This is a genomic window from Pseudomonas sp. CC11G (assembly GCF_056174845.1).
In genome coordinates this window covers 320,726-342,585 of sequence record NZ_JBWBZC010000003.1, presented here as the reverse complement: position 1 = coordinate 342,585, position 21,860 = coordinate 320,726, and the positions used below count along the sequence as shown (strand labels likewise).

14 protein-coding genes and 2 pseudogenes are annotated in these 21,860 nt (G+C 61.0%); 4 read left to right on the top strand and 12 right to left on the bottom strand.

Annotated elements, in window-relative coordinates:
- Positions 1-71: 71 nt before the first annotated feature.
- Together yccS and AC0V2S_RS06160 are read right to left on the bottom strand one after the other, a co-directional pair.
- Positions 72-2,267 (bottom strand): YccS family putative transporter, encoded by a 2,196-nt coding sequence (gene yccS / locus AC0V2S_RS06165; RefSeq protein WP_475508954.1) that lies wholly within the window; start codon positions 2,265-2,267, stop codon positions 72-74.
- Positions 2,268-2,418: 151 nt separating this feature from the next.
- Positions 2,419-3,597 (bottom strand): BaiN/RdsA family NAD(P)/FAD-dependent oxidoreductase, encoded by a 1,179-nt coding sequence (locus AC0V2S_RS06160; protein WP_475508953.1) that lies wholly within the window; start codon positions 3,595-3,597, stop codon positions 2,419-2,421.
- 153 nt (positions 3,598-3,750) lie between these two features.
- On the opposite strand from AC0V2S_RS06160, the gene AC0V2S_RS06155 reads away from it, so the two are divergent.
- Positions 3,751-4,539: a substrate-binding periplasmic protein gene (locus tag AC0V2S_RS06155; protein WP_475508952.1), complete on the top strand. Its 789-nt coding sequence runs from the start codon at positions 3,751-3,753 to the stop codon at positions 4,537-4,539.
- Here AC0V2S_RS06155 and AC0V2S_RS06150 read toward each other — a convergent pair.
- Both AC0V2S_RS06150 and dbpA read right to left on the bottom strand, forming a co-directional pair.
- Positions 4,536-5,771 carry a diguanylate cyclase gene (locus AC0V2S_RS06150; protein ID WP_475508951.1) on the bottom strand — a complete coding sequence of 412 codons (1,236 nt, stop codon included), beginning with the start codon at positions 5,769-5,771 and terminating at the stop codon, positions 4,536-4,538. The two genes, AC0V2S_RS06155 and AC0V2S_RS06150, sit on opposite strands and share 4 nt — an antisense overlap.
- Before the next feature lie 151 nt (positions 5,772-5,922).
- Entirely contained in the window at positions 5,923-7,302 is a 1,380-nt protein-coding gene (dbpA, locus tag AC0V2S_RS06145) for an ATP-dependent RNA helicase DbpA (protein WP_475508950.1), read from the bottom strand.
- A 227-nt stretch (positions 7,303-7,529) separates the two neighbouring features.
- Here dbpA and AC0V2S_RS06140 point away from each other — a divergent pair, with 227 nt between their 5' ends.
- Positions 7,530-8,774, top strand: coding sequence for an HD-GYP domain-containing protein (locus tag AC0V2S_RS06140; RefSeq protein WP_475508949.1), 1,245 nt, complete (start codon positions 7,530-7,532; stop codon positions 8,772-8,774).
- Positions 8,775-8,883: 109 nt separating this feature from the next.
- On the opposite strand, the gene mdtD is transcribed toward AC0V2S_RS06140, so the two are convergent.
- A complete protein-coding gene (gene mdtD / locus AC0V2S_RS06135; protein WP_475508948.1) occupies positions 8,884-10,311 on the bottom strand; it encodes a multidrug transporter subunit MdtD in 1,428 nt (475 codons plus the stop codon).
- Positions 10,312-10,562: 251 nt separating this feature from the next.
- On the opposite strand from mdtD, the gene torT reads away from it, so the two are divergent.
- Positions 10,563-11,591, top strand: a complete 1,029-nt coding sequence (torT, locus tag AC0V2S_RS06130) for a TMAO reductase system periplasmic protein TorT (protein ID WP_475508947.1) — start codon at positions 10,563-10,565, stop codon at positions 11,589-11,591.
- 206 nt (positions 11,592-11,797) lie between these two features.
- Positions 11,798-12,967: an integrase core domain-containing protein gene (locus AC0V2S_RS06125; RefSeq protein WP_475508601.1), complete on the top strand. Its 1,170-nt coding sequence runs from the start codon at positions 11,798-11,800 to the stop codon at positions 12,965-12,967.
- A 327-nt stretch (positions 12,968-13,294) separates the two neighbouring features.
- On the opposite strand, the gene betA is transcribed toward AC0V2S_RS06125, so the two are convergent.
- From betA to AC0V2S_RS06090, 7 genes and pseudogenes are all read right to left on the bottom strand, one after another.
- Positions 13,295-14,977 carry a choline dehydrogenase gene (gene betA / locus AC0V2S_RS06120; protein ID WP_475508946.1) on the bottom strand — a complete coding sequence of 561 codons (1,683 nt, stop codon included), beginning with the start codon at positions 14,975-14,977 and terminating at the stop codon, positions 13,295-13,297.
- A gap of 110 nt (positions 14,978-15,087) precedes the next feature.
- Positions 15,088-16,601, bottom strand: a pseudogene (gene betB, locus AC0V2S_RS06115) (betaine-aldehyde dehydrogenase).
- On the bottom strand, positions 16,598-17,188 hold the full coding sequence (betI, locus tag AC0V2S_RS06110) for a transcriptional regulator BetI (RefSeq protein WP_475508945.1): 591 nt from the start codon (positions 17,186-17,188) through the stop codon (positions 16,598-16,600). Before betI ends, betB begins: the two are co-directional and overlap by 4 nt.
- 240 nt (positions 17,189-17,428) lie before the next feature.
- A pseudogene (gene choV / locus AC0V2S_RS06105) lies at positions 17,429-18,606 on the bottom strand (choline ABC transporter ATP-binding protein).
- Positions 18,603-19,448: a choline ABC transporter permease subunit gene (gene choW / locus AC0V2S_RS06100; protein ID WP_475508944.1), complete on the bottom strand. Its 846-nt coding sequence runs from the start codon at positions 19,446-19,448 to the stop codon at positions 18,603-18,605. Before choW ends, choV begins: the two are co-directional and overlap by 4 nt.
- Positions 19,449-19,539: 91 nt before the next feature.
- On the bottom strand, positions 19,540-20,481 hold the full coding sequence (locus AC0V2S_RS06095) for a choline ABC transporter substrate-binding protein (RefSeq protein ID WP_475508943.1): 942 nt from the start codon (positions 20,479-20,481) through the stop codon (positions 19,540-19,542).
- A gap of 265 nt (positions 20,482-20,746) precedes the next feature.
- Positions 20,747-21,685: a choline ABC transporter substrate-binding protein gene (locus tag AC0V2S_RS06090; protein WP_475508942.1), complete on the bottom strand. Its 939-nt coding sequence runs from the start codon at positions 21,683-21,685 to the stop codon at positions 20,747-20,749.
- Between the last annotated feature and the right edge of the window lie 175 nt (positions 21,686-21,860).

The following is a 21,860-nucleotide window of genomic DNA, read 5'->3' as shown; positions in this document are numbered from 1 at the left end:
TAGTTACCTGCAGCACTCTGGATTCCGGCCTGCGCCGGAATGACGGTGTTTAGGGGCAATTATCCATACGCTTAACCCGGCGCGTTAATGCTCACCGGATCGCGCAACACATGCGCCGCCAATGTCCGCAACGGGCTCAACTGCCGGCAAATCAACGCCAGCTCGCTTTGCACCAGCCGCTCGCGGTCGTCCATTTCTTCCGGTAATTGCTCCAGCGCCTTGGCCAATTCTTCCTCGGCATCGCTGTGGATAACTACGGGGGTTTTCTCCACCAGGTTCTGCGCCACTTCATCCAGGCTGCTGGCCAGAATGCTTGCCGCCTGGCTGATCAGCCCAGGCCCAGTGGCGCCGGGCAGCACCTCGCCACGGTGCGCACCGAGGGCCGAGAGGTAACTGAGCAAGGTGTGCGACAGCACCAGGAAACGGAAACCCACATCCGCTTCCTTACGGAAATGCCCAGGCTCCATCAGCATATTGGCCAGCGTGCTGGACAGCGCCGCGTCGGCGTTATGGGCGTTGCGCCGGGCCAGGCGGTAGGCGAGGTCGTCGCGCTTGCCTTCGGCGTACTGGCGCATGATCTGTTGCAGGTAGCGGCTGTTGCAGCTCAGGGTGTTGGCCACTACCTGGTTCAGGCGTCGGCCCTGCCAGTCCGGCAGAATCAGGAACACCGCCAGGCCCGCAATCAACGCACCGAGCAAGGTATCCACCAGACGCGGCACGATCAGCCCGTACCCATCGCCCACCTGGTTAAAGCAGAACATCACCATCAGGGTGATCGCCGCCGTCGACAGCATGTAGCGCGTGGCCCGGTTGGCGAAGAACACCACCCCGGCCACCACCGCGAACATCGCTTGAATCAGCGCGCCGGGGAACAGGTCGAACAACGCCCAGCCGAGCACCAACCCAATCACCGTGCCGCCAATCCGCTGCATCAGTTTTTTGCGTGTGGCGCCGTAGTTGGGCTGACACACGAACAGCGTGGTGAGAATGATCCAGTAGCCTTCCTCAGGGTGAATCAGGTGCAGCATGCCGTAGCCCACGCTTAGTGCGATGGACAGGCGCAGCGCATGGCGAAACAGCAATGAGGTCGGCGTCAGCTGCAGGCGAATGCGGCCGATGATGTCTTTGAGTGAGCGCGGCGAGCGGTCCAGCAAGCTGCTGTCCTGTTCGTCGGCCAGGGCGTCGGGGTTGTTGGCATTGGACAGCAGGTTATTCAACGTGCCGAGGTTGCTGGCCAGGGCGCGCAACGAACGCAGCAGGCTGCGCCAGGCCGGGTTGCTCTGAATGCGCAGGTGCTCCATCGAGGCCTGCAGGTCGGCCAGGGCCTGGTTGGAGTGGCCGCCGTAGTCGAAGCTCTGGCGCAATTGGATGGCCTGGCCCAGTTGCTGGCAGGCCCAGCCTTGTTGGCGCAGCAGGCGCTGGCAGCGGAACAGCACGTCGCTGTGAAAAAAAGCTTCGGCCAGTTCGTTGTACGGGTAGTGCGAGGAACTGGCGCGTTCGTGAATGTCTTGCGCCATAAAATACAGCTTCAGGTAGCGGCTGATTTTCTGCCCCGGCCGCGCGCTGTCCACGCGGTTGAGAATGATCTCTTTGCTGGCATTAAGCGCCGCCACCACTTTGCCGTTCTGCTTGGCCAGGGCCAGGCGTTTGTCTTCCAGATCCACACCGCGAATCGGTTCGAACATCGCCGACTTGAGCTTGAGAAACCGCCCCAGCTCACGGAACAACACCGCCAGGCTCTGCTGCACTGGCTGGTGGGCAAAAATCGCCTGCCAGATCACCGATAGCAAGCCATACCAGGCGGCGCCGGCCACCAGCAGCATCGGTTCGTGCCAGAAATTCACCTGGGCGCCGTCGCGCTGGTCCACCCCGATCATGGTGTACACCGAGAGAATCAGCGTGGCCTGAGCGATGCGTGCGTAGCGTTCGCCCAGCGCGCCAAGCATGGTCAGGCAAAAACTCGCCAACGCCATCGAGGCCGCAAACACCCAGGGCATCGGGAACAACAACTCCACCGCCACCGAGGCCACGCTAAAGCACGCCAGGGTCACCAGCAGCGCATTGAGGCGGCCCTGCCAGCTGTCATCGGTTTCGGCCAGGGCGCTGGCGATTACGCCGAGAAACAGCGGAATCAACTGGTGCATGGCGTCCTGCGTCCAGCACAGGGCCATGATCCCGGTCAGGGCGATAAAGGCCCGCAGGCTATAGCTGAACTTGTCCAACGCCCACAGGCGACGCAGGGATTGGCGAATGGTCGGAGCGGGCATCAGTGGCAGGCAACCTGGCTGGCAATAGGGTGATTAGAGCGGATAAGCGCGACAGTGCGAACTGTCGCCCGCGACTTTTTGCAAAAAGCCTGGGCGATCAGCGCGCAAGCCGTGTGGTTGGACACTCGCCGCGCCACGAAGTCACGCCACCCTAGACGTATTGCGCCGCCGCATAGGCCGACGCCCAGGCCCACTGGAAGTTGAAGCCGCCCAGGTGGCCGGTAACATCCAGCACCTCGCCAATAAAATACAGCCCCGGCGACTTCAAGGACTCCATGGTTTTCGACGACACCTCCTTGGTGTCGACGCCGCCCAACGTCACCTCGGCGGTGCGGTAGCCTTCGGTGCCGGCCGGCACCACCTGCCAGTTGGCCAGTTGCTCGGCAATCTGCGCCAGCTCGCCGGGGGTGTACTGCTTCATCGGCTTGGACACAAACCAATGCTCGGCCAGCAGGTTGGCCATTTTCTTGGTGAACAGCTCACCCAGCAGGGTTTTCAGTTCGCTGTTGGGGCGCTCGGCCTGTTGTTCGGCAAGCCAGGTCGGCACGTCGTGGTCGGGCAGCAGGTTGATCGCCAAGGCCTGGCCGGGCAGCCAGTACGAGGAGATCTGCAAAATCGCCGGGCCGCTAAGGCCGCGGTGGGTGAACAGAATATTTTCCCGGAAGCTCTCGTCGTTGCAGCTCACCAGGCAATCCACCGAGGTGCCGGACAGCTCGGTGCACAGCTCTTTGAGTTGGTCGGTGATGGTGAACGGCACCAGCCCGGCGCGCGTCGGCAGCAGGTTGTGGCCGAACTGTTTGGCCACCTGATAACCAAAACCGGTGGCGCCCAGGGTTGGAATCGACAGGCCGCCGGTGGCAATCACTAGCGAGGTGCAGCTCACGGCGCCGATGCCGGTTTGCAGTTGATAGCCGCTGTCGGTCTTGTCGATCTGGGTGACGGCGGTATTCAGGTGCAGCGTGACGCCGGCCTGGTCGCATTCGCTGAGCAGCAGTTCGAGAATGTCGCTGGCCTTGTTATCGCAAAAGAGCTGACCGAGTTTTTTCTCGTGATACGGCACGCCGTGCTTGCTCACCAGCTCGATAAAGTCCCATTGGGTATAACGGGCCAGGGCCGATTTGCAGAAGTGCGGGTTCTGCGACAGGAAGTTGGCCGGCTCCGTATACATATTGGTGAAATTGCAGCGCCCGCCGCCGGACATCAGGATTTTCTTCCCGGCCTTGTTGGCGTGGTCCAGCAGCAACACCTGACGCCCACGCCCGGCGGCCTGCAACGCGCACATCAAACCGGCCGCGCCGGCGCCAATAATCACCACATCCGAACCTTGCACCGCGCACCTCTAAGCATTAGCCCTGTCTACAGGGGCGGCAGTTTAGCGTATGCACCGCACAAAACTTGGCGTTTCCCGACATCGGTACTGGTGTTGTGGGCCAAGGGCTGACTAAGCTCAGGTATCCATGAGCCGGTTAAGAAGTCGCCAGGCATGAAGTTATTCCCGCGCCTTATGTTGTGGCTGGTGTTTGCTTGCAGCGCCTCGGTGAGTGCCGAGAGTTTGCGCCTGGTGGCCAATACCTGGCCGCCGTTCAACGACGTCAATCTGCTTAACAATGGCCTGTCCAGCGACCTGGTGATTACCGCGCTCAAGCGCGCCGGCTACTCCAGCTCGTATTTCCAGGTGCCGTGGGCGCGGGTGCTATACGGGTTGCAGGCGTCCGACTACGACATCGTGGTCAGCGCCTGGTACGACGCCGAGCGCACCAGCTATGGCGTGTTTTCTGAACCCTATCTGGTTAACCGAATCCGTTTTCTGCGGCGCAAAGGCACCGATGTGCAGTTCCGCACCCTGAGCGATCTGGGCAGCAATTCCATCGCCGTGGTTCGCGGCTATGTGTACCAGCGCGACTTCGACAGCGACCCCTCGCTGCTCAGGGTGCCGGTGGTGGACTTCGCCATGGGCGCGCGCATGCTCGCCGCCGGGCGTGTGCAATTGACCCTGGAAGATGAGCTGGTGGCGCGGCATTACTTCCAGTACGAATTGCGCGGCACGGAAAGTCAGCTCGAGTTCTTGCCCGAGCCTTTGAGCGAAAACGGCCTGCATATTCTGGTGCGCAAAAGTCATCCGCATGCCGAGGAAATCGTCGCGCGGTTCAACCAGGCCATGCAGGGCATGAAGGCCGACGGCACCTACGCGAAGATATTCGCCGCCCATGGCTTTGCCGCCTTCGAAGCGAGCGGCCCAACCGGGCAAGACCCGGGCGAGATAGAGGATTAGTTGCTGACCGTGCGCCCGCGGCCTTGATGCTTGGCCTGGTACAAACGGGTATCGGCCTGGTGCAGCAGGCTTTCCAGGTCTTCCGGCGCGCCCTGGTACACGCCGGCGCTGAAATTCAGCGGCGGAGCGTCGTTCGCATACTTCAAACCGTTCGCCACCTGGCGCAACTGCTCCAGCGCACCATGCAGCGCTGGCGCGTCCTGACGGCTCAGCAGGGCAAACTCCTCACCGCCCAGGCGGCCCAGCAAGGCATCTGGAAACACCTGCAGCAGCGCGCGGGCAAACAACACCAGCGCGGTGTCGCCGCTGGCGTGGCCGTGTTCGTCGTTGATGCTTTTGAAGAAATCCAGGTCGAGCATGGCCACGCTCAGGTCATGGCCACCGCGTTGCGCCAGCTTGCACATCTGCGTGCCTTGCTCGTAAAAGGCGCGGCGGTTGTAGAGGTTGGTCAGCGAGTCGAACAACGCGGCTTGCTTGAGCGCCTGCATCAGGTCGCGCCGCTCCAGGGTCGACATCACCCGGCAATTGAGCTCTTCCGGGCAGAACGGTTTGCGCAGGAAGTCGTCGGCGCCGTGCTTGATAAACAGCGCGCTCAGCGAGCCCTTGGTGTCGGCAGACAAGCCGAGAATGATGAGGTCCGTGCGCTTCATTTTCTGCCGCAGCAGCTTCACCAGATCGAACCCGCTGATGCCGGGCATGCTGTGGTCCACCAGCAGCAGGTCGATGTCGGGCTGGTCCTTGAGAATCTGCAACGCCTGGTCGCCGTCTACCGCATCGATGATCTGGTAGAGGTGCGAGGTGAGAATGCGGCGGATGAAATGGCGGGTGGAATCGGAGTCTTCGGCGACCAGGATTTTGACCTTGCTGTTGCTTTCCAGACGGTGCAGCAGGCGGAAGGCGTACTCATAGGAATGCTGGCTTTCCTTGAGCACGTAATCGACCACGCCCTTGAGCAGCAGCTCGTCGCGACGCTGCTCGTTGTAAGAGCCGGTGAGCACGATGCAGGGCAGCTTGTAGCCGAGCACCAGGTCGACAATTTCGCCGTCCATGGCATCGGGCAGGTGCAGGTCGACGATGGCAGCGAAGAACAACGAGGCGGAGGTTTCCAGCATCACCTGGGCTTCGCCTAAGGACGCGCAGAAGACGGGTTGCAGGTTGGGTTCCTGGCGGAATAGGTGCTCGAGAATCTTCAGGACAAGAGGGCTGTCCTCAACGACCAAAATGTTCCTCACCTACTACTCCTTGTACTTGCGGTGCTTACGTCTCTCGCTCGGCCTTACCATTCTGGACCCCAGCCTTCGCTGGGGTGACGGGGTACTTAACAAACTCTCCGTCATCCCAGCGAAGGCTGGGATCCAGAATCTCAAGGGCGAATGCGGTTTTTTAAAGCATACGTACGCGAATCGACTTGCCTTTGATCTTCCCGCTGTTCAGGCGGTTAAGCGCCTGATTCACCACATTGCGATCCACCGCCACATAGGCCTGGTAATCGAAGATGGCGATCTTGCCGACCTTGTCGCCGGGAATGCCGGCATCGCCGGTGAGCGCGCCGAGAATATCGCCCGGGCGCACTTTGTCTTTACGCCCGGCGCCGATGCACAGGGTCACCATCGGTGGCTGCAACGGGCCGCCCGGCTGGGCCTTGAGGTTATCGATCTGGTCCCACTTCAGCGGTGCCTGCTGACGGGTTTCGATGGCTTGCGCGCGGTGGCCTTCGGCTGGCGCGACCAGGCTCAGAGCCAGGCCTTTTTCGCCGGCGCGACCAGTACGGCCCACGCGGTGAATGTGGATTTCCGAATCACGGGCCAGCTCGACGTTGATCACCGCATCCAGCGAGTCGATATCCAGACCACGGGCCGCCACGTCGGTGGCCACCAGAATGCTGCAACTGCGGTTGGCGAACATGGCCAATACCTGGTCGCGGTCGCGCTGTTCCAGGTCGCCGTTCAGGGCCTGGGCCGAGAAGCCTTTGGCGGTCAGGTGGTCGACCACTTCCTGGCACTGCTGCTTGGTAAAGCAGAACGCCACGCACGATTGCGGACGGAAGTGCGCGAGCAGCTTGGTCACGGCCTGCATGCGCTGGTCGGGGTCGATTTCGTAGAAGCGCTGCTCGATCTGGTTGTCGGCATGCATCGACTCGGCGCGCACCTGCTGTGGGTCGCGCATGATGGCGGCGGACAGCTGCTTGATGCCCGACGGGTACGTGGCCGAGAACAGCAGGGTCTGCCGCTTGGCCGGGGTGTGGCTGATGATGTCGGTGATGGCGTCGTTAAAGCCCATGTCGAGCATGCGGTCGGCTTCGTCGAGTACCAGGGTGTTGAGGCCGTCGAGTTTCAGGGTGCCTTTGCGCAGGTGTTCCTGAATGCGCCCCGGGGTGCCGACGATAATGTGCGCGCCGTGCTCCAGCGAGCCGATCTGCGGGCCGAACGGCACGCCGCCACACAGGGTCAGCACTTTGATGTTGTCGGCGCTGCGGGCCAGGCGGCGAATTTCCTTGGCGACCTGGTCGGCCAGCTCACGGGTCGGGCACAGCACCAGGGCCTGGCAGCCGAAATAACGCGGGTTCAGCGGGTTGAGCAGGCCGATGCCGAAGGCCGCCGTTTTGCCGCTACCGGTCTTGGCCTGGGCGATCAGGTCCATGCCCTTGAGAATCACCGGCAGGCTTTGTGCCTGAATCGGCGTCATCTCGGCATAACCCAGGGATTCCAGGTTGGCCAACATGGCGGCGGATAGGGGCAACGAATTGAACGCGGTGGAAGTCACGGGAGCAGGCCTGCTGAACGGAAATGGCGTGCAGTGTAACAGGGGGCGCCGCGCCACACGGCATGGACAGTGCAAGGCGGCGACGGGCTGTGGATAAATTTGTGTGCTGTAGCCGACCGGTTGCGCATAAAGGCTTGCGCAAAAGTGGCTATTTGCTGGTATTACTTTCTTCATGGGTCCGGGCGTTGCCGCCTGACCGTATCCGCTGAAATCTGCCGGGTCCTGCCGTGCTGAAACGAATTGCTGTCGCCGACCTCTGTCTGGGCATGTTTATTCACGAATTCTGTGGTTCGTGGATGGAACACCCATTCTGGAAAACCAAGTTTTTGCTGAGCACCGCCAAGGACCTGCAGCGCATTCTCGACAGTGGCATCGAAGAGGTCTGGATCGACCCTACCAAAGGCCTCGACGTGCCCGATGGCAGCGTCGCGCTGACCCAGGACGAAGTGGCCGCCGAAGTCGAGCAGCTGCTGGTGGCCGAAGTCCAGCACAAGCCGGTCAGCGCATCGCTGGAAGATGAAGCCAAGCGCGCGCAAAAACTCTGCGCCCGCTCCAAGGATGCGGTGGTCGCCATGTTTGGCGAAGTGCGCATGGGCCAGGCCATCGATGCCGAACGGGTCGTTGAACTGGTGGATGAAATCACCGAATCAGTGATCCGCAACCCCGACGCCATGATCAGCCTGGCGCGGCTGAAAACCTCCGACGAATACACCTATATGCATTCGGTGGCCGTGTGCGCGCTGATGATCGCCCTCGCCCGCCAGTTGGGCTTGAGCGAGGAGCAGGTGCGCGACGCCGGGGTAGCCGGGCTGCTGCACGACATCGGCAAGATGATGATCCCCGACGCCATCCTCAATAAACCCGGCAAGCTCACCGATGCCGAATTCACCACCATGCGCGACCACCCGATGGCCGGGCTGAAGCTGCTCAAAGACAACCGCGACATCAACGCCATCGTGCTCGACGTATGCCTGCACCACCACGAGAAGGTCGATGGCAGCGGCTATCCGCACCACCTCACCGGTGAGCACATCAGCCTGTTCGCCAAGATGGGCGCGGTGTGCGACGTGTACGACGCCATCACCTCCAACCGCCCGTACAAGAACGGCTGGGACCCGGCCGAGTCGATCCGCAAGATGGCCGAGTGGAGCAAAGGCCATTTCGACCCGGCGGTGTTTCAGGCTTTCGTAAAATCTGTGGGCATCTACCCCACCGGTTCGCTGGTGCGCCTGGAAAGCGGGCGGCTGGGCATCGTCATGGACCAGCACGCCACCTCGCTGCTGACGCCTCGGGTAAAGGTGTTTTTTATGGCCAAATCGAAAACGCCGATTCAGCAGCAGGTGATTGATCTGGCGAAGCTGGTGGGGCGGGAAAAGATCGTCGGCCGCGAAGCGCCGGAGGACTGGAATTTTCCAAAGTTGGAAGAGCTGTGGAGCGGGTTGCCTTCGAAAAACGGCAGCTATTTCGGCTGAAAAACGGTGTCTCCTGCAAAACTCTGGGTCCCAGCCTGCGCTGGGACGACGGTGGTCTTATCAAAACCTCCGTCATCCCGGCGCAGGCCGGGATCCAGAATGCCGCGTCTTATTCCTGAATCTCTGTCGGCACCGGCCTCGCCGACCGCCCATCCTCACGCGACAGCTGCAAGAAGATCCCCGCCGCCAACAGCGTCAACACCCCCACGCACAGAAACGTCAGCTGGAACGCGCCGAGCACGCTATTGATCTCGCCACTGCCGATCTCGCTGGTAAACCCACCCAACAACGCCGCCCCCGAGGCAATCCCCAAACTGATCGCCAACTGCACCACCACCGACAGCAGGCTGTTGCCGCTGCTGGCGCTGCTATCGTCGAGGTCGATCAGGGTCACGGTATTCATGGCGGTGAATTGCATGGAGTTCACTGCGCCCAATAACCCCAGTTGCACCAGCAACACGGCATAGGGCGTGGTCGCCGTGATCAGGCCCAGGCTGGCCAGCAATGCGCCGAGCAGCAAGGTGTTGCCGGTCAGCACCGTGCGGTAGCCAAAGCGGTCGATGATCGATTTGGCCAGGGGTTTTACCGCCATGGCCGCCAGGGCCAGGGGAATCATGCTCATGCCGGCCTGCGCCGGTGAATAACCCAGCGCCACCTGCAACAGCAACGGCACCAGAAACGGCAACGAGCCGCTGCCTAAACGGGCGAACAGATTGCCGAGAATGCCCACCGCAAAGGTGCGGGTGCGAAACAGGCTGGGGGCGAACAGCGGCTCGGCCACTTGCCCGGCGCGCAGCCAGTACGCCGCCAGGCAAGCCAGACCGCCGAGCAACAGCAGCATCACGCGCATATGCGCCAGATGCAGTTCGCCCAGGCCTTCCAGCGCGATCGTGATCAACACCATGGCGCCGCCAAACAGCAGAAAGCCCACGGTGTCGAAACGGCTGCGCAGCGGGCCGCGCAAATCCGGCATTACCCGGTACACGGCGATACAGCCGATCAGGCCAACTGGAATATTGATCAGGAAAATCCAGTGCCAGCTGGCGTATTCCACCAGCCACCCACCCAGGGTCGGGCCAATCAGCGGGCCGAGCAAACCGGGCAGGGTGATAAAACTCATGATCCGCACCAGCTCCGTGCGCGGGTAAGCGCGCAATACCACCAGCCGGCCCACCGGCATCATCAGCGCACCGCCCAGGCCTTGCACGATGCGCGCACCGACCAGTTGCGGCAGCGTGGTGCTCAACGCGCAAAGCAGCGAGCCACAGCTGAACAGCAGAATGGCGCCGAAGAAAATCCGCCGCGTGCCGAAGCGGTCGGCAATCCAGCCCGACGCCGGAATCAGCAGCGCCACGGTGAGCATGTAGGCGATGACCACCGACTGCATGCGCAGCGGGTCTTCCAGCAGCTCGCGGGCCATGGCCGGCAAGGCGGTGTTGAGGATGGTGCCGTCCAGGGTCTGCATAAAAAACGCGATGGCGACAATCCAGGGCAGCAAGCGGGCGGTGCGGGCATCCAACGGGGGGTGTACAGACATAGAAACTCTCGAGGGCAGGGCGGCAACACTCCACGGACTTTAGGCTCAAGGTTCGTTGGTTGCCAGCATTTACCCGGTGCGATTGGCGAAACCAGAGCAGCGCTGCCACGCTGTAGATGCCCCTGAACCTGCTCAAGACGATGCCCGAGGGAGCCGCAAAATTTCCCCCGTCGCAGGTAGAAATCCGTAATGCAGGCTGGCACGCTTTGCACGTACGTACTCCATTGCCCTCTTCACATAAGGCGCTGCCGATGCGGGTGACCTTTGTCGTTGTGTTCTGTTTGTTTGCTTCACTGGCCCAGGCCCAGGAGTGGTTTCCGGTGCCCGTGGTGAGCGATGGCCGGGCCCTCGATTACCAACCCCAACTCAAGGCCAGCAAACCCTGGCGGATTTGTGCGGTGCTGCCGCAGGGGCTGGGCCGTTATTGGTGGGCGATGTCCTGGGGCCTGTCGCAAGAGGCCGAGCGCCAGGGTGTGCGGATGGGGATTTACGATGCCGGCGGCTACCAGAATGCCGGTGTGCAGAGCGAGCAATTCGCCCGCTGCGCTGCTCGTGGTGCCGATGCGTTTATCGTCGGCGGTATCAGCGCTACGGGCCTGTGCCCGCAGATCAAAGCGGCCGCCGACAAAGGCGCGCCGGTAATCGATCTGGCTAACCGCTTGGACTGCCCGGGCGTCAGTGCTCATTCGCGGGTCGACTTTGCTGAGATGACCAAAGAAGCGGTGGCCTATCTGCTGGCCGACAGCAAGGGCCGCGCGGTGCGGGTGGGCTGGTTTCCGGGGCCGCAGGGCGCGGGTTGGCTGAAGGATGCCGAGGATGGACTGAATGCGGCGCTCAAGGGCTCTGCGGTCACTCTGATTCATGGCGGCTATGGTGCGGCGGATATCTCTGGGCAGGCGCCGCTGGTGCGCGATCTGCTGGAGCGTGAGCCTAATCTGGATTATGTGTTGGGCAATGCCGAGGCGGCGGCGTTTGCGTCGCGCTTGGGGCACAACAAGGCGCCGCGTTATCACTTCAAGGTGATTTCGTTTTATGCCAATGAGCGGTTGCTGGAGCCGATTGCCGATGGGCAGGTGTTGGCGGCGCCGACGGATTCGCCGGTGGTGCAGGCGCGTATTGCGGTGGATTTGGCGGTGCGGTTGTTGGAGAAGCAGGCGGTGGCCAAGTGGGTGAGTCCGCAGATCATCATGCTCGACAGGAGCAATGTGCGGGGGTTGGATTTGAGTTTGCTGATTCCGCCTAGTGGGCAGTGGATGATTCGGCAGGATTTGCCGGACTGATTTTTGGTTTTTGTGGCGGTGATGGCCTTCGTTACCGCGTGTGCTGGGCGTTTTGTTTCGCGCCTTACGCGCGAGTCACTTTTGTCATTGCGACAAAAGTAACCAAAAACGCTAGCCGGTACGACTCACCCACATAGGTAACAAATCAGTTCAACCACATGGGTAACAGTTTTTAACCTAGTGGGGTCTCCTCAGGAGGGTGCCCCATGCCGTGGCGAGAACTGAAACCTATGGACGAGAAAGTGTTGTTTATTGCTGACTACCTCAGGCAGGTCAGCAGCTTCACTGCGTTGTGCGAGCACTTCGGCATCAGTCGAAAGACCGGCTACAAGTGGGTGGAACGCTACAACCTAGCCGGTATGGAGGGGTTGGCTGAGCAAAGTCGCCGCCGCCGCGAACAGGTGTGCACCCCCTTTGTTATTCGTGAATACATCCTCGATCTGAGGCGCCGATCTGCCGTTGAGCTGGGACCGAAGAAGATCCAGGCACTGGTGGAGCAGCGATACCCTGGGCAGAGTCCTTCCCGGACCACGATCTACACCATCCTTAAGCAGGCGGGGTTGGTCACGCCCCGCCGGCTTCGTAAGCGGGTGCCCAGCTATCCAAAGCCGCTTAAATCCACCAACGAACCTAATGAACTCTGGAGCGCCGACTACAAAGGCCAATTCCTGACTCAGGACGGGAAGTGGTGTTATCCGTTGACGGTGATGGATCACGCCAGCCGCTTTCTGCTGGCTTGCGAAGGCATGTCTGGCACGCGATTGAAGGAAACCCAGTCGGCTTTTGAACACCTGTTTCGCTGCTACGGATTACCTTCGCGCCTGAGAACAGACAACGGAACCCCTTTCGCCAGCGCTGGCAAAACCGGCCTAAGCCAATTGTCCATTTGGTGGTTACGGCTGGGCATCATTCCTGAGCGAATAGCACCTGGTCGCCCCGAACAGAATGGGCGCCACGAACGCATGCATCGCACGTTGAAACGCGCCGTCACTCACCCCTGTTCTGCGCATATGGCAGAGCAGCAAAAGCAGTTCGACCTGTTTCGTCACAACTACAATGAGCAGCGGCCGCACGAAGCGCTAAACCAGAGCACGCCCAAATCGCACTACCAGAGTTCGCCACGCCCATACCCTGAACGGTTGCCGGAGCCGGCCTATCCTGGCTATGTCGAACCACACCGTGCCGACTGCAGCGGAATCATCAATCGGCACGGCATGCGCATCTATGTGGGGCACCTGTTGAAGCACGAGCTAGTTGGGCTGGAGCAAATTGGCGATGATCTTTGGGCCATACATTTCGGCCCGGTAGTGATCGGTAGGCTGGACGAAAGGGAGCAGAAGGATGGATATCTATCCTTGAAAGTGTCACCCATGTGACTGAACACTTTTGTTACCCATGTGGTTGTCTCGTACAAGCCCCCACCTTGGGTTTTCACTGCGTGAAAACTTCCCTCGCTGCGTCGCCGCTCCAGGGGCCGGGCTGAAGGGCCATCCATGGCCCTCATCCCTCTCCGCGGCTCCCGGCCGCTACGACCCCTTACGCAACGACTCCACTCGGCCTGGCGCTCAAGGGGCGGGTAGATCACAAGCCAGATCAAGATCAAAAGCCAGATCAAAAGATCGAGGCTGAAGCCTCCCACAGGGAGCGGTGAACTCACTGTGGGAGAGGCTTCAGCCTCGATTCCTGAAAACGGAAATCCTTCGTTAACGCACCGGCGTACCTCTAACCGGCGCCCCATTGGCCACGAAATACGGCGCTGTGCTGCGTGGCAACGGCGTCCGCCCACGAATCTTGTCGGCGATTTTCTCGGCGATCATGATGGTCGGCGCGTTCAGGTTGCCGGTGGTAATCAGCGGCATGATCGAGGCGTCCACTACGCGTAAACCTTGCACGCCATGCACGCGACCTTCGCCATCCACCACGGCCATTTCGTCTGTGCCCATCTTGCAGGAGCAGGAGGGGTGGAAGGCGGTTTCGGCGTGTTCGCGGATAAATTGGTCGAGTTGTTCGTCGCTCTGTATGTCCGGCCCGGGGCTGATTTCGCGGCCGCGGAAAGGGTCCAGGGCGGGCTGGTTCATGATCTCGCGGGTCAGGCGGATGCCGTCGCGAAATTCTTGCCAGTCTTGCTCGGTGGCCATGTAGTTGAAGAGGATGCTCGGGTGTTCGTGCGGGTCTTTGGATTTCACTTGAATACGCCCGCGGCTCGGTGAGCGCATGGAGCCGACGTGCGCTTGAAAGCCGTGTTCTTTTACGCCGTTGCTGCCGTTGTAGTTAATCGCCACTGGCAGGAAGTGGTATTGGATATTCGGCCATTCGAATTCTGGCCGGGTGCGGATAAAACCGCCTGCTTCGAATTGGTTGCTGGCGCCGATGCCTTTGCCGAGGAATAGCCATTTGGCGCCGATCTGCGGCTGGTTGCGCCATAGCAGCGAGGGGTAGAGCGACACCGGTTGGGTGCAGGCGTATTGCAGGTACATTTCCAGGTGGTCTTGGAGGTTTTCACCCACGCCGGGCAGGTCGTGCACCAACGGAATGCGCATTTTTTTCAGCAGGGCGGCGGGGCCCACGCCGGAGCGTTGCAGGATCTGCGGTGAGGCGATGGCGCCGGAGCACACCAGCACTTCGCGGCGCGCCATGGCTTCCACCGGAATCGAGCTGGTGCCTTTGAGGTAGGCCACGCCCACGGCATGTTTGCCTTCGAACAACACGCGGTCGGTGACGGCGTGGGTGACGATGGTCAGGTTCGGGCGTTTGCGCGCCTGGTCGAGATAACCCCGGGCGGTGCTGGAGCGCCGGCCCGCCGGGGTGACGGTGCGGTCCATCGGGCCGAAGCCTTCTTGCTGGTAGCCGTTGAGGTCGGTGGTGGCGGGGTAACCGGCCTGTACGCCGGCTTCGACCATCGCTTTGAACAGCGGATTATTGCCGGCTTTGGGCGTGGTGACGCTCACCGGGCCGTCGCCGCCGTGGTAGTCGTCGGGGCCGATGTCGCGGGTTTCGGCTTTGCGGAAATACGGCAGGCAGTCGAGGTAGCTCCAGTCTTCCAGGCCCGGGGTTTTCGCCCAGTTGTCGTAGTCCAGGGCGTTGCCGCGGATGTAGCACATGCCATTGATGAGCGACGAACCCCCCAGGCCCTTGCCGCGCCCGCATTCCATACGGCGGTTGTTCATATGCGGTTCGGGGTCGGTTTCGTAGGCCCAGTTGTAGCGCCGGCCTTGCAGGGGGAAGGCTAATGCGGCGGGCATCTGGGTGCGAAAATCCAGGCGGTAATCCGGGCCGCCGGCTTCGAGCAGCAACACTTTTACGTCGGCATCTTCGGTCAGGCGAGTGGCCAGGGTGTTACCGGCCGAGCCGGCACCGACGATGATGTAATCGAATTCTGTGTTCATCTATGCACCAGGAACAGGGACGTAGGATGGGTAGAGGCCTTGGCCGAAACCCATGCTGCTCGCGAAATCGATGGGTTTCGCCTTCGGCTCTACCCATCCTACGGGTCGCGTCAAAAGACGGAGGTATACCCACCCAACTCCACCTGCACCGACTTAATGCGGGTGTATTGCGCCAGGGTCACCAAACCGTTTTCGCGGCCGACGCCCGATTGTTTGTAGCCGCCCACCGGCATCTCGGCCGGCGATTCGCCCCAGGTGTTGATCCAGCAGATCCCGGCTTCCAGCTGGTGGATAACCCGGTGCGCGCGGTTCAAGTCCTGGGTGATGATGCCGGCGGCCAGGCCGAACTCGGTGTCGTTGGCGCGGCGGATCACTTCGGCTTCGTCGTCATAAACGAGGATGCTCATCACCGGCCCGAAAATTTCTTCGCGCACGATGGTCATCTCATCGGTGCAGTCGCTGAACACGGTCGGCGCCACATACGCGCCTTTGCCAAATTCACCTTCCGTTACGCGCTCGCCGCCAATCAGCAACCGCGCGCCTTCTTCTTTGCCCTTGGCGATATAGCCGAGCACGTTTTCCATATGGGCAAAGCTCACCAACGGGCCGAAGTTGGTGGTGTCGTCGGTCGGGTCGCCGAGGCGAATGCGCTGCACGCGCTCCAGCACCTTGGCTTCAAAGCGCGCCTGCAAACTGCGCGGCACGAATACGCGGGTGCCGTTGGTGCACACCTGGCCGGAACTGTAGAAGTTGGCCATTACCGCGATGTCGGCCGCCCGGTTGAGGTTGGCGTCTTCGAAGATGATCAGCGGGCTCTTGCCGCCCAGTTCCATGGTCACTTCTTTCAGCGACGAGCTGGAGGCGCTGGCCATGACTTTCTTGCCGGTGTCGGTGCCGCCGGTGAAGGAAATTTTCTCGATGCGCGGGTGCTCGGTCAGCCAGGTGCCGACTTCGCGGCCGGCGCCGGTGAGTACGTTGAACACGCCATCGGGCAAGCCGGCGGCGGTGTAGATTTCCGCAAGTTTCAAGGTGGTCAGCGAGGTGACTTCGCTGGGTTTGAAAATCATCGCGTTGCCGGCGGCCAGGGCCGGGGCGGATTTCCACAGGGCGATCTGGATCGGGTAGTTCCAGGCGCCAATCCCAGCCACTACGCCCAGCGGTTCGCGGCGGGTGTAGACGAACGAAGTTTCGCGCAGGGGGATCTGCTCGCCTTCGATCGCCGGCACCAGCCCGGCGTAGTACTCCAGCACGTCGGCGCCGGTGACGATGTCCACGTAACGGGTTTCCGACAGCGCCTTGCCGGTGTCGAGGGTTTCCAGTTCGGCCAGTTCGTCGTTGCGCTCACGGAGAATATCCACGGCTTTGCGCAGAATGCGCGAGCGCTGCATGGCGGTCATCGCTGCCCAGATTTTCTGGCCCTTTTCGGCGCTTTCCACCGCGCGCTCTACATCGGCTTGCGAGGCGCGTTGCACCTCGGCGAGCACTTCACCGTTGGCCGGTTGATGGCCTCGAAGGTGGCGCCGCTGGTGGCATCGACATAGCCGCCGTCGATATAGAGTTTTTGCAGGGAAAACGGGCCATGGTGTCCTCGCGAGAGTCGTAAAAGGGGGAGGGCGAGCGTCAGCCCGCCTGCCTGGCCAATTGTTGGTCCAGGTAGTCGAAGGCGATTTGCAGGGCTTGCTGAGTATCGAACGCTTCGCCGCTCAGGGCGCCGCGCAACCACAAGCCGTCAATCAATGCGGCCAGACCGCGGGCGGCAGTGCGCGCCTCGGCAATCGGCATCACGCGGCGAAATTCGCAGCAGATATTGGAATACAGGCGGTGGTCGTTGATGCGTTGCAGCCGGCGCAACGACGGCTGGTGCATGCTGCTGGCCCAGAACGCCAGCCAGGTTTTCATTGCGGGGCCGTTGACCTGGCTGTCATCGAAGTTGCCCTCGATGATGGTGCGAATCTGTGCCCGTGGGCTGAGGTCTTCGAGGAGCATACGGCGGTCGCGCACAGCCAGGCTAAGGGCCGACATCAAGTGGCGCATGGTGGCTTCGAGCAGGCCGTTCTTGTCTTGGAAGTAGTGGCTGATGATGCCGTTGGAAACACCGGCCAGGCGCGCGATGAGGGCGATGCTGGCGTCCATGCCGACCTGGTCGACGGCTTCCAGAGTGGCGTGAATCAACTGCGAACGGCGGATGGGTTGCATCCCTACTTTGGGCATCGTTGTACTCCTGACATCCAGACGCTGCGGGCTTTCTGGCAGTCTAGAGCGTTTTTATTGAACGCGGAATCAATAAAAACGACGGGCTGTAGCTCTGAGCGACACAGCAGGGTCGCTGTGGTCCGTTCACGACATTGGGAGCGTTCGTTGGGCTTCGCTGCGCTCAACCCAACCTACAATTCCGTAGGTTGGGTTGAGCGCAGCGAAGCCCAACGGCCGGCCCAACATTGCGACAGCAAATTAGCCGAGGTTCTTGCCCAGCAACGCGTGATAAAGCTCGGTATCCCCCAGCACCCCAACCACCCGATTCTCATCCTGCAGCACCAGCTTGTGCCCGGTCTGATAACGGATCTGCAGCGCATCGCGCATGCCGATATTGGAGTCCACCAGCGTCGGGCGGCGGGTCAGGCCTTCAACGGCGTCACCCGGTGCCCAGTTCTGCAGGGTGATGGCGTCCGCGCCCTGGCGTGCGCCTTTGTACACGTTGCCTTCGGCCAGCCCCAGCCACGAGTCGTTGCCCGGGTCCAGACACACTTCGCCGTTAACCTGGGTGCACTTGTCCAGCGTGCGCATCAGGCTGCGGCCGCACAACACGTTGAGCGGGTTGGTGTGGGCGACGAAGGTGCGCACGTACTCATCGGCCGGGTTCAGCACGATCTCTTCCGGCTTGCTGTATTGAATGATGCGGCCGTCTTTCATGATGGCGATGCGGCTGCCGAGTTTTAGCGCTTCATCGAGGTCGTGGCTCACGAACACAATGGTTTTGCTCAGCTTGCGTTGCAGCTCGAGCAACTCGTCCTGCAGGCCCTGGCGGATCAGCGGGTCGAGTGCCGAAAACGGTTCGTCCATCAGCAGAATATCGGCATCCATCGCCAGCGCACGGGCCAGGCCCACGCGCTGCTGCATACCACCGGAAAGCTCGTCCGGGCGTTTGTTGCGCCACTGGGTCAGGCCCACCAGTTCGATCTTGTCGTTCACAAGCTTAGTGCGCTCGGCACTCGGGCGGCCCTGCATTTCCAGGCCGAAGCTGATGTTCTCGCGCACAGTCAGCCAGGGCATCAATGCGAATTTCTGGAACACCATGGCGATGCGTTTGGTGCGCATGGCCTTGAGGGTCGCTGCCGAGCAGTTGGCGATGTCCACTTCCTGGCCTTCATGCTCAATCAGCAGACGCCCACGGCTCACCGTGTTCAGCCCGTTGATGCAGCGCAGCAGGCTGGATTTACCCGAGCCGGACAAGCCCATCATCACGCAGATTTCGCCGCGCTCGACGTCCAGGCTGGCTTTTTCCACGCCGACCACCAGGCCGGTTTTTTCAGAATCTGGTCGCGGGTCAGGCCTTGGTCCAGCAGTGCCAAGGCTTCCTTGGGGTACTTGGAGAAGATGACGTCGACGTTCTCGAAACGAATCATGCTCATTGTTCAACCCTCACTTTCGCTTCGGGCTGTTTGCATACCCGGTCGAGGATGATGGCCAGCAGCACGATGGCCAGGCCGGCTTCGAAGCCGAGTGCGATATCGGCGGTATTGAGTGCGTTGACGACCGGTTTGCCCAGGCCATCGGCGCCTACCAGGGCGGCGATTACCACCATCGAGAGCGACAGCATGATGCATTGGGTGATGCCGGCCGCGATGCTCGGCATGGCGTACGGCAGTTCGATGCGCGTCAGCAGTTGGCGGCGCGAGCAGCCGAAGGCTTTGCCGGCATCCAGCAGTTCATTGGGCACGTCGCGAATGCCCAGATACGTCAGGCGTATCGGCGCGGCCACCGCAAACACCACGGTGGAAATCAGCCCCGGCACAACGCCCAGGCCGAACAGAGTCAGGGTAGGAATCAGGTACACGAAGGTCGGTACGGTTTGCATCAGGTCGAGGATCGGTTGCAGCACGGTGTAAAAGTGCGGGCGGTGCGCCGCCATGATGCCCACTGGTACGCCAATCAACACGCAGATAAACGTGGCGAACAGCACCTGCGCCAGGGTTTCCATGGTCTCTTGCCAGTACCCCAGGTTGAGGATCAGCAGAAACGACAGCACGCAGAACAGGGTCAGGCCCCATTTGCGCTGAATCAGGTGAGTGAGCAAGCCGAACAGGCCAATCAGTACCAGCGGATTGAAAAAGGTCAGGCCATTGGTTACCCCGTGAATCATGAATTCCAGGGCAGAGGCGATGGCGTCGAAATACGCAGCTCCATGCTGGGTCAGCCACTCTACGAATTCGGCGATTTTCTCGCCCAGAGGGAGTTTTTCAAAAGTCGGCATGGTAGTGAGTGTCCACATGCGGGGGGATAGGTACAGGCTGCCGAGCGCGCCGCAGGGTAGCTGCAGGCGCTCGGTTACTGCTCTAACAGACTTACTTGGCGAATGCGGCTTTGGCGGCATCGACGCCAGGTTTGCCGTCGAGGGTGGTCACACCAGCCAGCCAGGTATCGAGTACCTGTGGGTTAGCTTTCAGCCAGGCCTTGGCGGCCGCGTCGGGCTTCTGGTTTTCGTTGAGCACGGCGTCCATCAGGTTGTTTTCCATCTCCAGGGTGAAGGAGAGGTTGGTCAGCAACTTGCCGACGTTGCCGCACTCTTGCACGTAGCCTTTGCGCACGTTGGTGAGCACGGTGGCCTGGCCGTAGTTGGGGCCGAAGTACTCGTCGCCACCGGTGAGGTACTTCATTTTGTTGCGGGTGTTCATCGGGTGCGGCTCCCAGCCCAGGAACACCATGAACTCGTTTTTGCGGCTGGAGCGTTTCAGCTGCGACAGCATGGCCGCTTCGCTCGACTCAACCACCTTGAAGCCCTTCAGGCCAAAGGCATCTTTGTCGATCATGCTCTGAATCAGACGGTTGCCGTCGTTGCCGGGCTCGATGCCGTAGATTTTGCCGTCGAGCTTGTCTTTGAATTTGGCGATGTCGGAGAAGTCTTTCAGGCCTGCGTCATACGCGTAGTCCGGCACGGCCAGGGTGTACTTGGCGCCTTCGAGGTTGGCCCGTACGGTTTCCACGGTGCCGGCATCACGGTAGGCCTTGATGTCGTTCTCCATGGTCGGCATCCAGTTGCCGAGGAACACATCGAGGTCCTTGCCAGCGGCCAGCGATTTGTAGGTCACCGGTACGGAAATCATGGTGGTCTTGGTTTTGTAACCCAGCGATTCCAGCACGGCACTGGTCACCGCCGTGGTGACCGTGATGTCGGTCCAACCCACATCAGAAAAGCGCACGGTGCTGCACGACGCCGGCTCTGCGGCGCTGGCCAGCAACGGCAGACCGAGCGATGCGACCAACAGCAAGGGGGTGAAAACTTTCATGGGACTGACTCCTTATGATTTTGTTTTGGCAGTGCAGTGCTGAACGCGGGTTGCCGCTTCTTGTATAGCCCCTGGCTTAACGCCCCGGATAAGCGCGCCATGCAGCGCTGCCGGTAAAGAGCCTAGCGGTCGTGTCGAGAACGATCATGGAACAGGGCAAAACAAACGAATACAGGGTGCGTCGCAACCAGTGCAGAGGGCGTCGTATCTGGCACGAGTGAGGTCGTTTACGACCTCATCCGCCAATTTCGCCGCCCCTTTAAAGTCAAAGTTCGAGCTTGTTTTTCACAACGGCGAGCGCCGGTTGTCCTTCGCGGGTGGTCACGCCCTGTAGCCAGGCATCGAGAACCTGCGGGTGCGCGGTCAGCCAATTCTTCGCGGTCTGGCGCGGGTTGAGGCTCTGGTTGAGCACGCCATCCATCAATTCGTTTTCCATCGCCAACTGGAACTCCAGATTGCCCAGCAGCTTGCCGACGTTGGTGCATTCCTGGGCATAGCCCTTGCGCACGTTGGTGTACACCGTGGCGCCGCCGTAGTCGGGACCGAAGTAGTCGTCGCCGCCTTCGAGGTATTTCATTTTGTAGTGAGTGTTCATCGGGTGCGGTTCCCAGCCGAGGAACACGATCCACTGATTGAGGTGCCCGGCGCGCTCGACGCTGGCGAGCATCTTCGCCTCGTTGCTCTCCACCAGCTTGAAGGTGCCGATGCCGTAGGCGTTCTCTTTGATCATCTTGTTGATCAGCGCATTGCCATCGTTGCCGGGCTCGATGCCGTAGATTTTGCCGTCGAGTTTGTCCTTGAATTTGGCCAGGTCCTTGAAGCTTTTCAGGCCGCCGTCATACACATAATCCGGCACTGCCAGGGTGTACTTGGCGCCATGCAGGTTGGCTCGCAGGGTTTCAACGGTGCCGGCGTCGCGGTAGGCCTTGATGTCGTTTTCCATGCTCGGCATCCAGTTGCCGAGGAACACATCCAGCTGTTTGTCTTGCAGCGATTTATAGGTCTGCGGCACCGACATGCGTTTTACGCTGGTGACGTAACCGAGGTTGCCAAGCAGCAGACGGGTGACGGCGGTGGTCACGGTGATGTCGGTCCAGCCGACATCGGCAAAGCGCACCAACTTGCAGCTTTCCGGTTCTGCGGCGGTGGCCAATACGGGCGTTGTCAGGCTTAGCGCCAGGCAAAAAGAGGTCACGAATTTCATAAGCGGTCCTTGGCTAGGTGGCAATGCCCATACGCTCGCAGGATCTGTGCCGGGCGCGGCGACTATGCGCGTGACATGTGACAGCCACCACGGCCGAGGTCGCGATTGGATTTGCCGACGTCGTATTCAGTGCGCCGCTGTTGCAGGCGGGTGTGAGGGGGCTACAGGGCGACGT

What these genes read in the sequence shown, in the direction of transcription:
- AC0V2S_RS06090 (WP_475508942.1), bottom strand. Translation starts at nt 21,685, where the DNA reads ATGAAATTCGTGACCTCTTTTTGCCTGGCGCTAAGCCTGACAACGCCC.
- AC0V2S_RS06095 (WP_475508943.1), bottom strand. Translation starts at nt 20,481, where the DNA reads ATGAAAGTTTTCACCCCCTTGCTGTTGGTCGCATCGCTCGGTCTGCCG.
- choW (WP_475508944.1), bottom strand. Translation starts at nt 19,448, where the DNA reads ATGCCGACTTTTGAAAAACTCCCTCTGGGCGAGAAAATCGCCGAATTC.
- betI (WP_475508945.1), bottom strand. Translation starts at nt 17,188, where the DNA reads ATGCCCAAAGTAGGGATGCAACCCATCCGCCGTTCGCAGTTGATTCAC.
- AC0V2S_RS06125 (WP_475508601.1), top strand. Translation starts at nt 11,798, where the DNA reads ATGCCGTGGCGAGAACTGAAACCTATGGACGAGAAAGTGTTGTTTATT.
- mdtD (WP_475508948.1), bottom strand. Translation starts at nt 10,311, where the DNA reads ATGTCTGTACACCCCCCGTTGGATGCCCGCACCGCCCGCTTGCTGCCC.
- torT (WP_475508947.1), top strand. Translation starts at nt 10,563, where the DNA reads ATGCGGGTGACCTTTGTCGTTGTGTTCTGTTTGTTTGCTTCACTGGCC.
- yccS (WP_475508954.1), bottom strand. Translation starts at nt 2,267, where the DNA reads ATGCCCGCTCCGACCATTCGCCAATCCCTGCGTCGCCTGTGGGCGTTG.
- betA (WP_475508946.1), bottom strand. Translation starts at nt 14,977, where the DNA reads ATGAACACAGAATTCGATTACATCATCGTCGGTGCCGGCTCGGCCGGT.
- AC0V2S_RS06155 (WP_475508952.1), top strand. Translation starts at nt 3,751, where the DNA reads ATGAAGTTATTCCCGCGCCTTATGTTGTGGCTGGTGTTTGCTTGCAGC.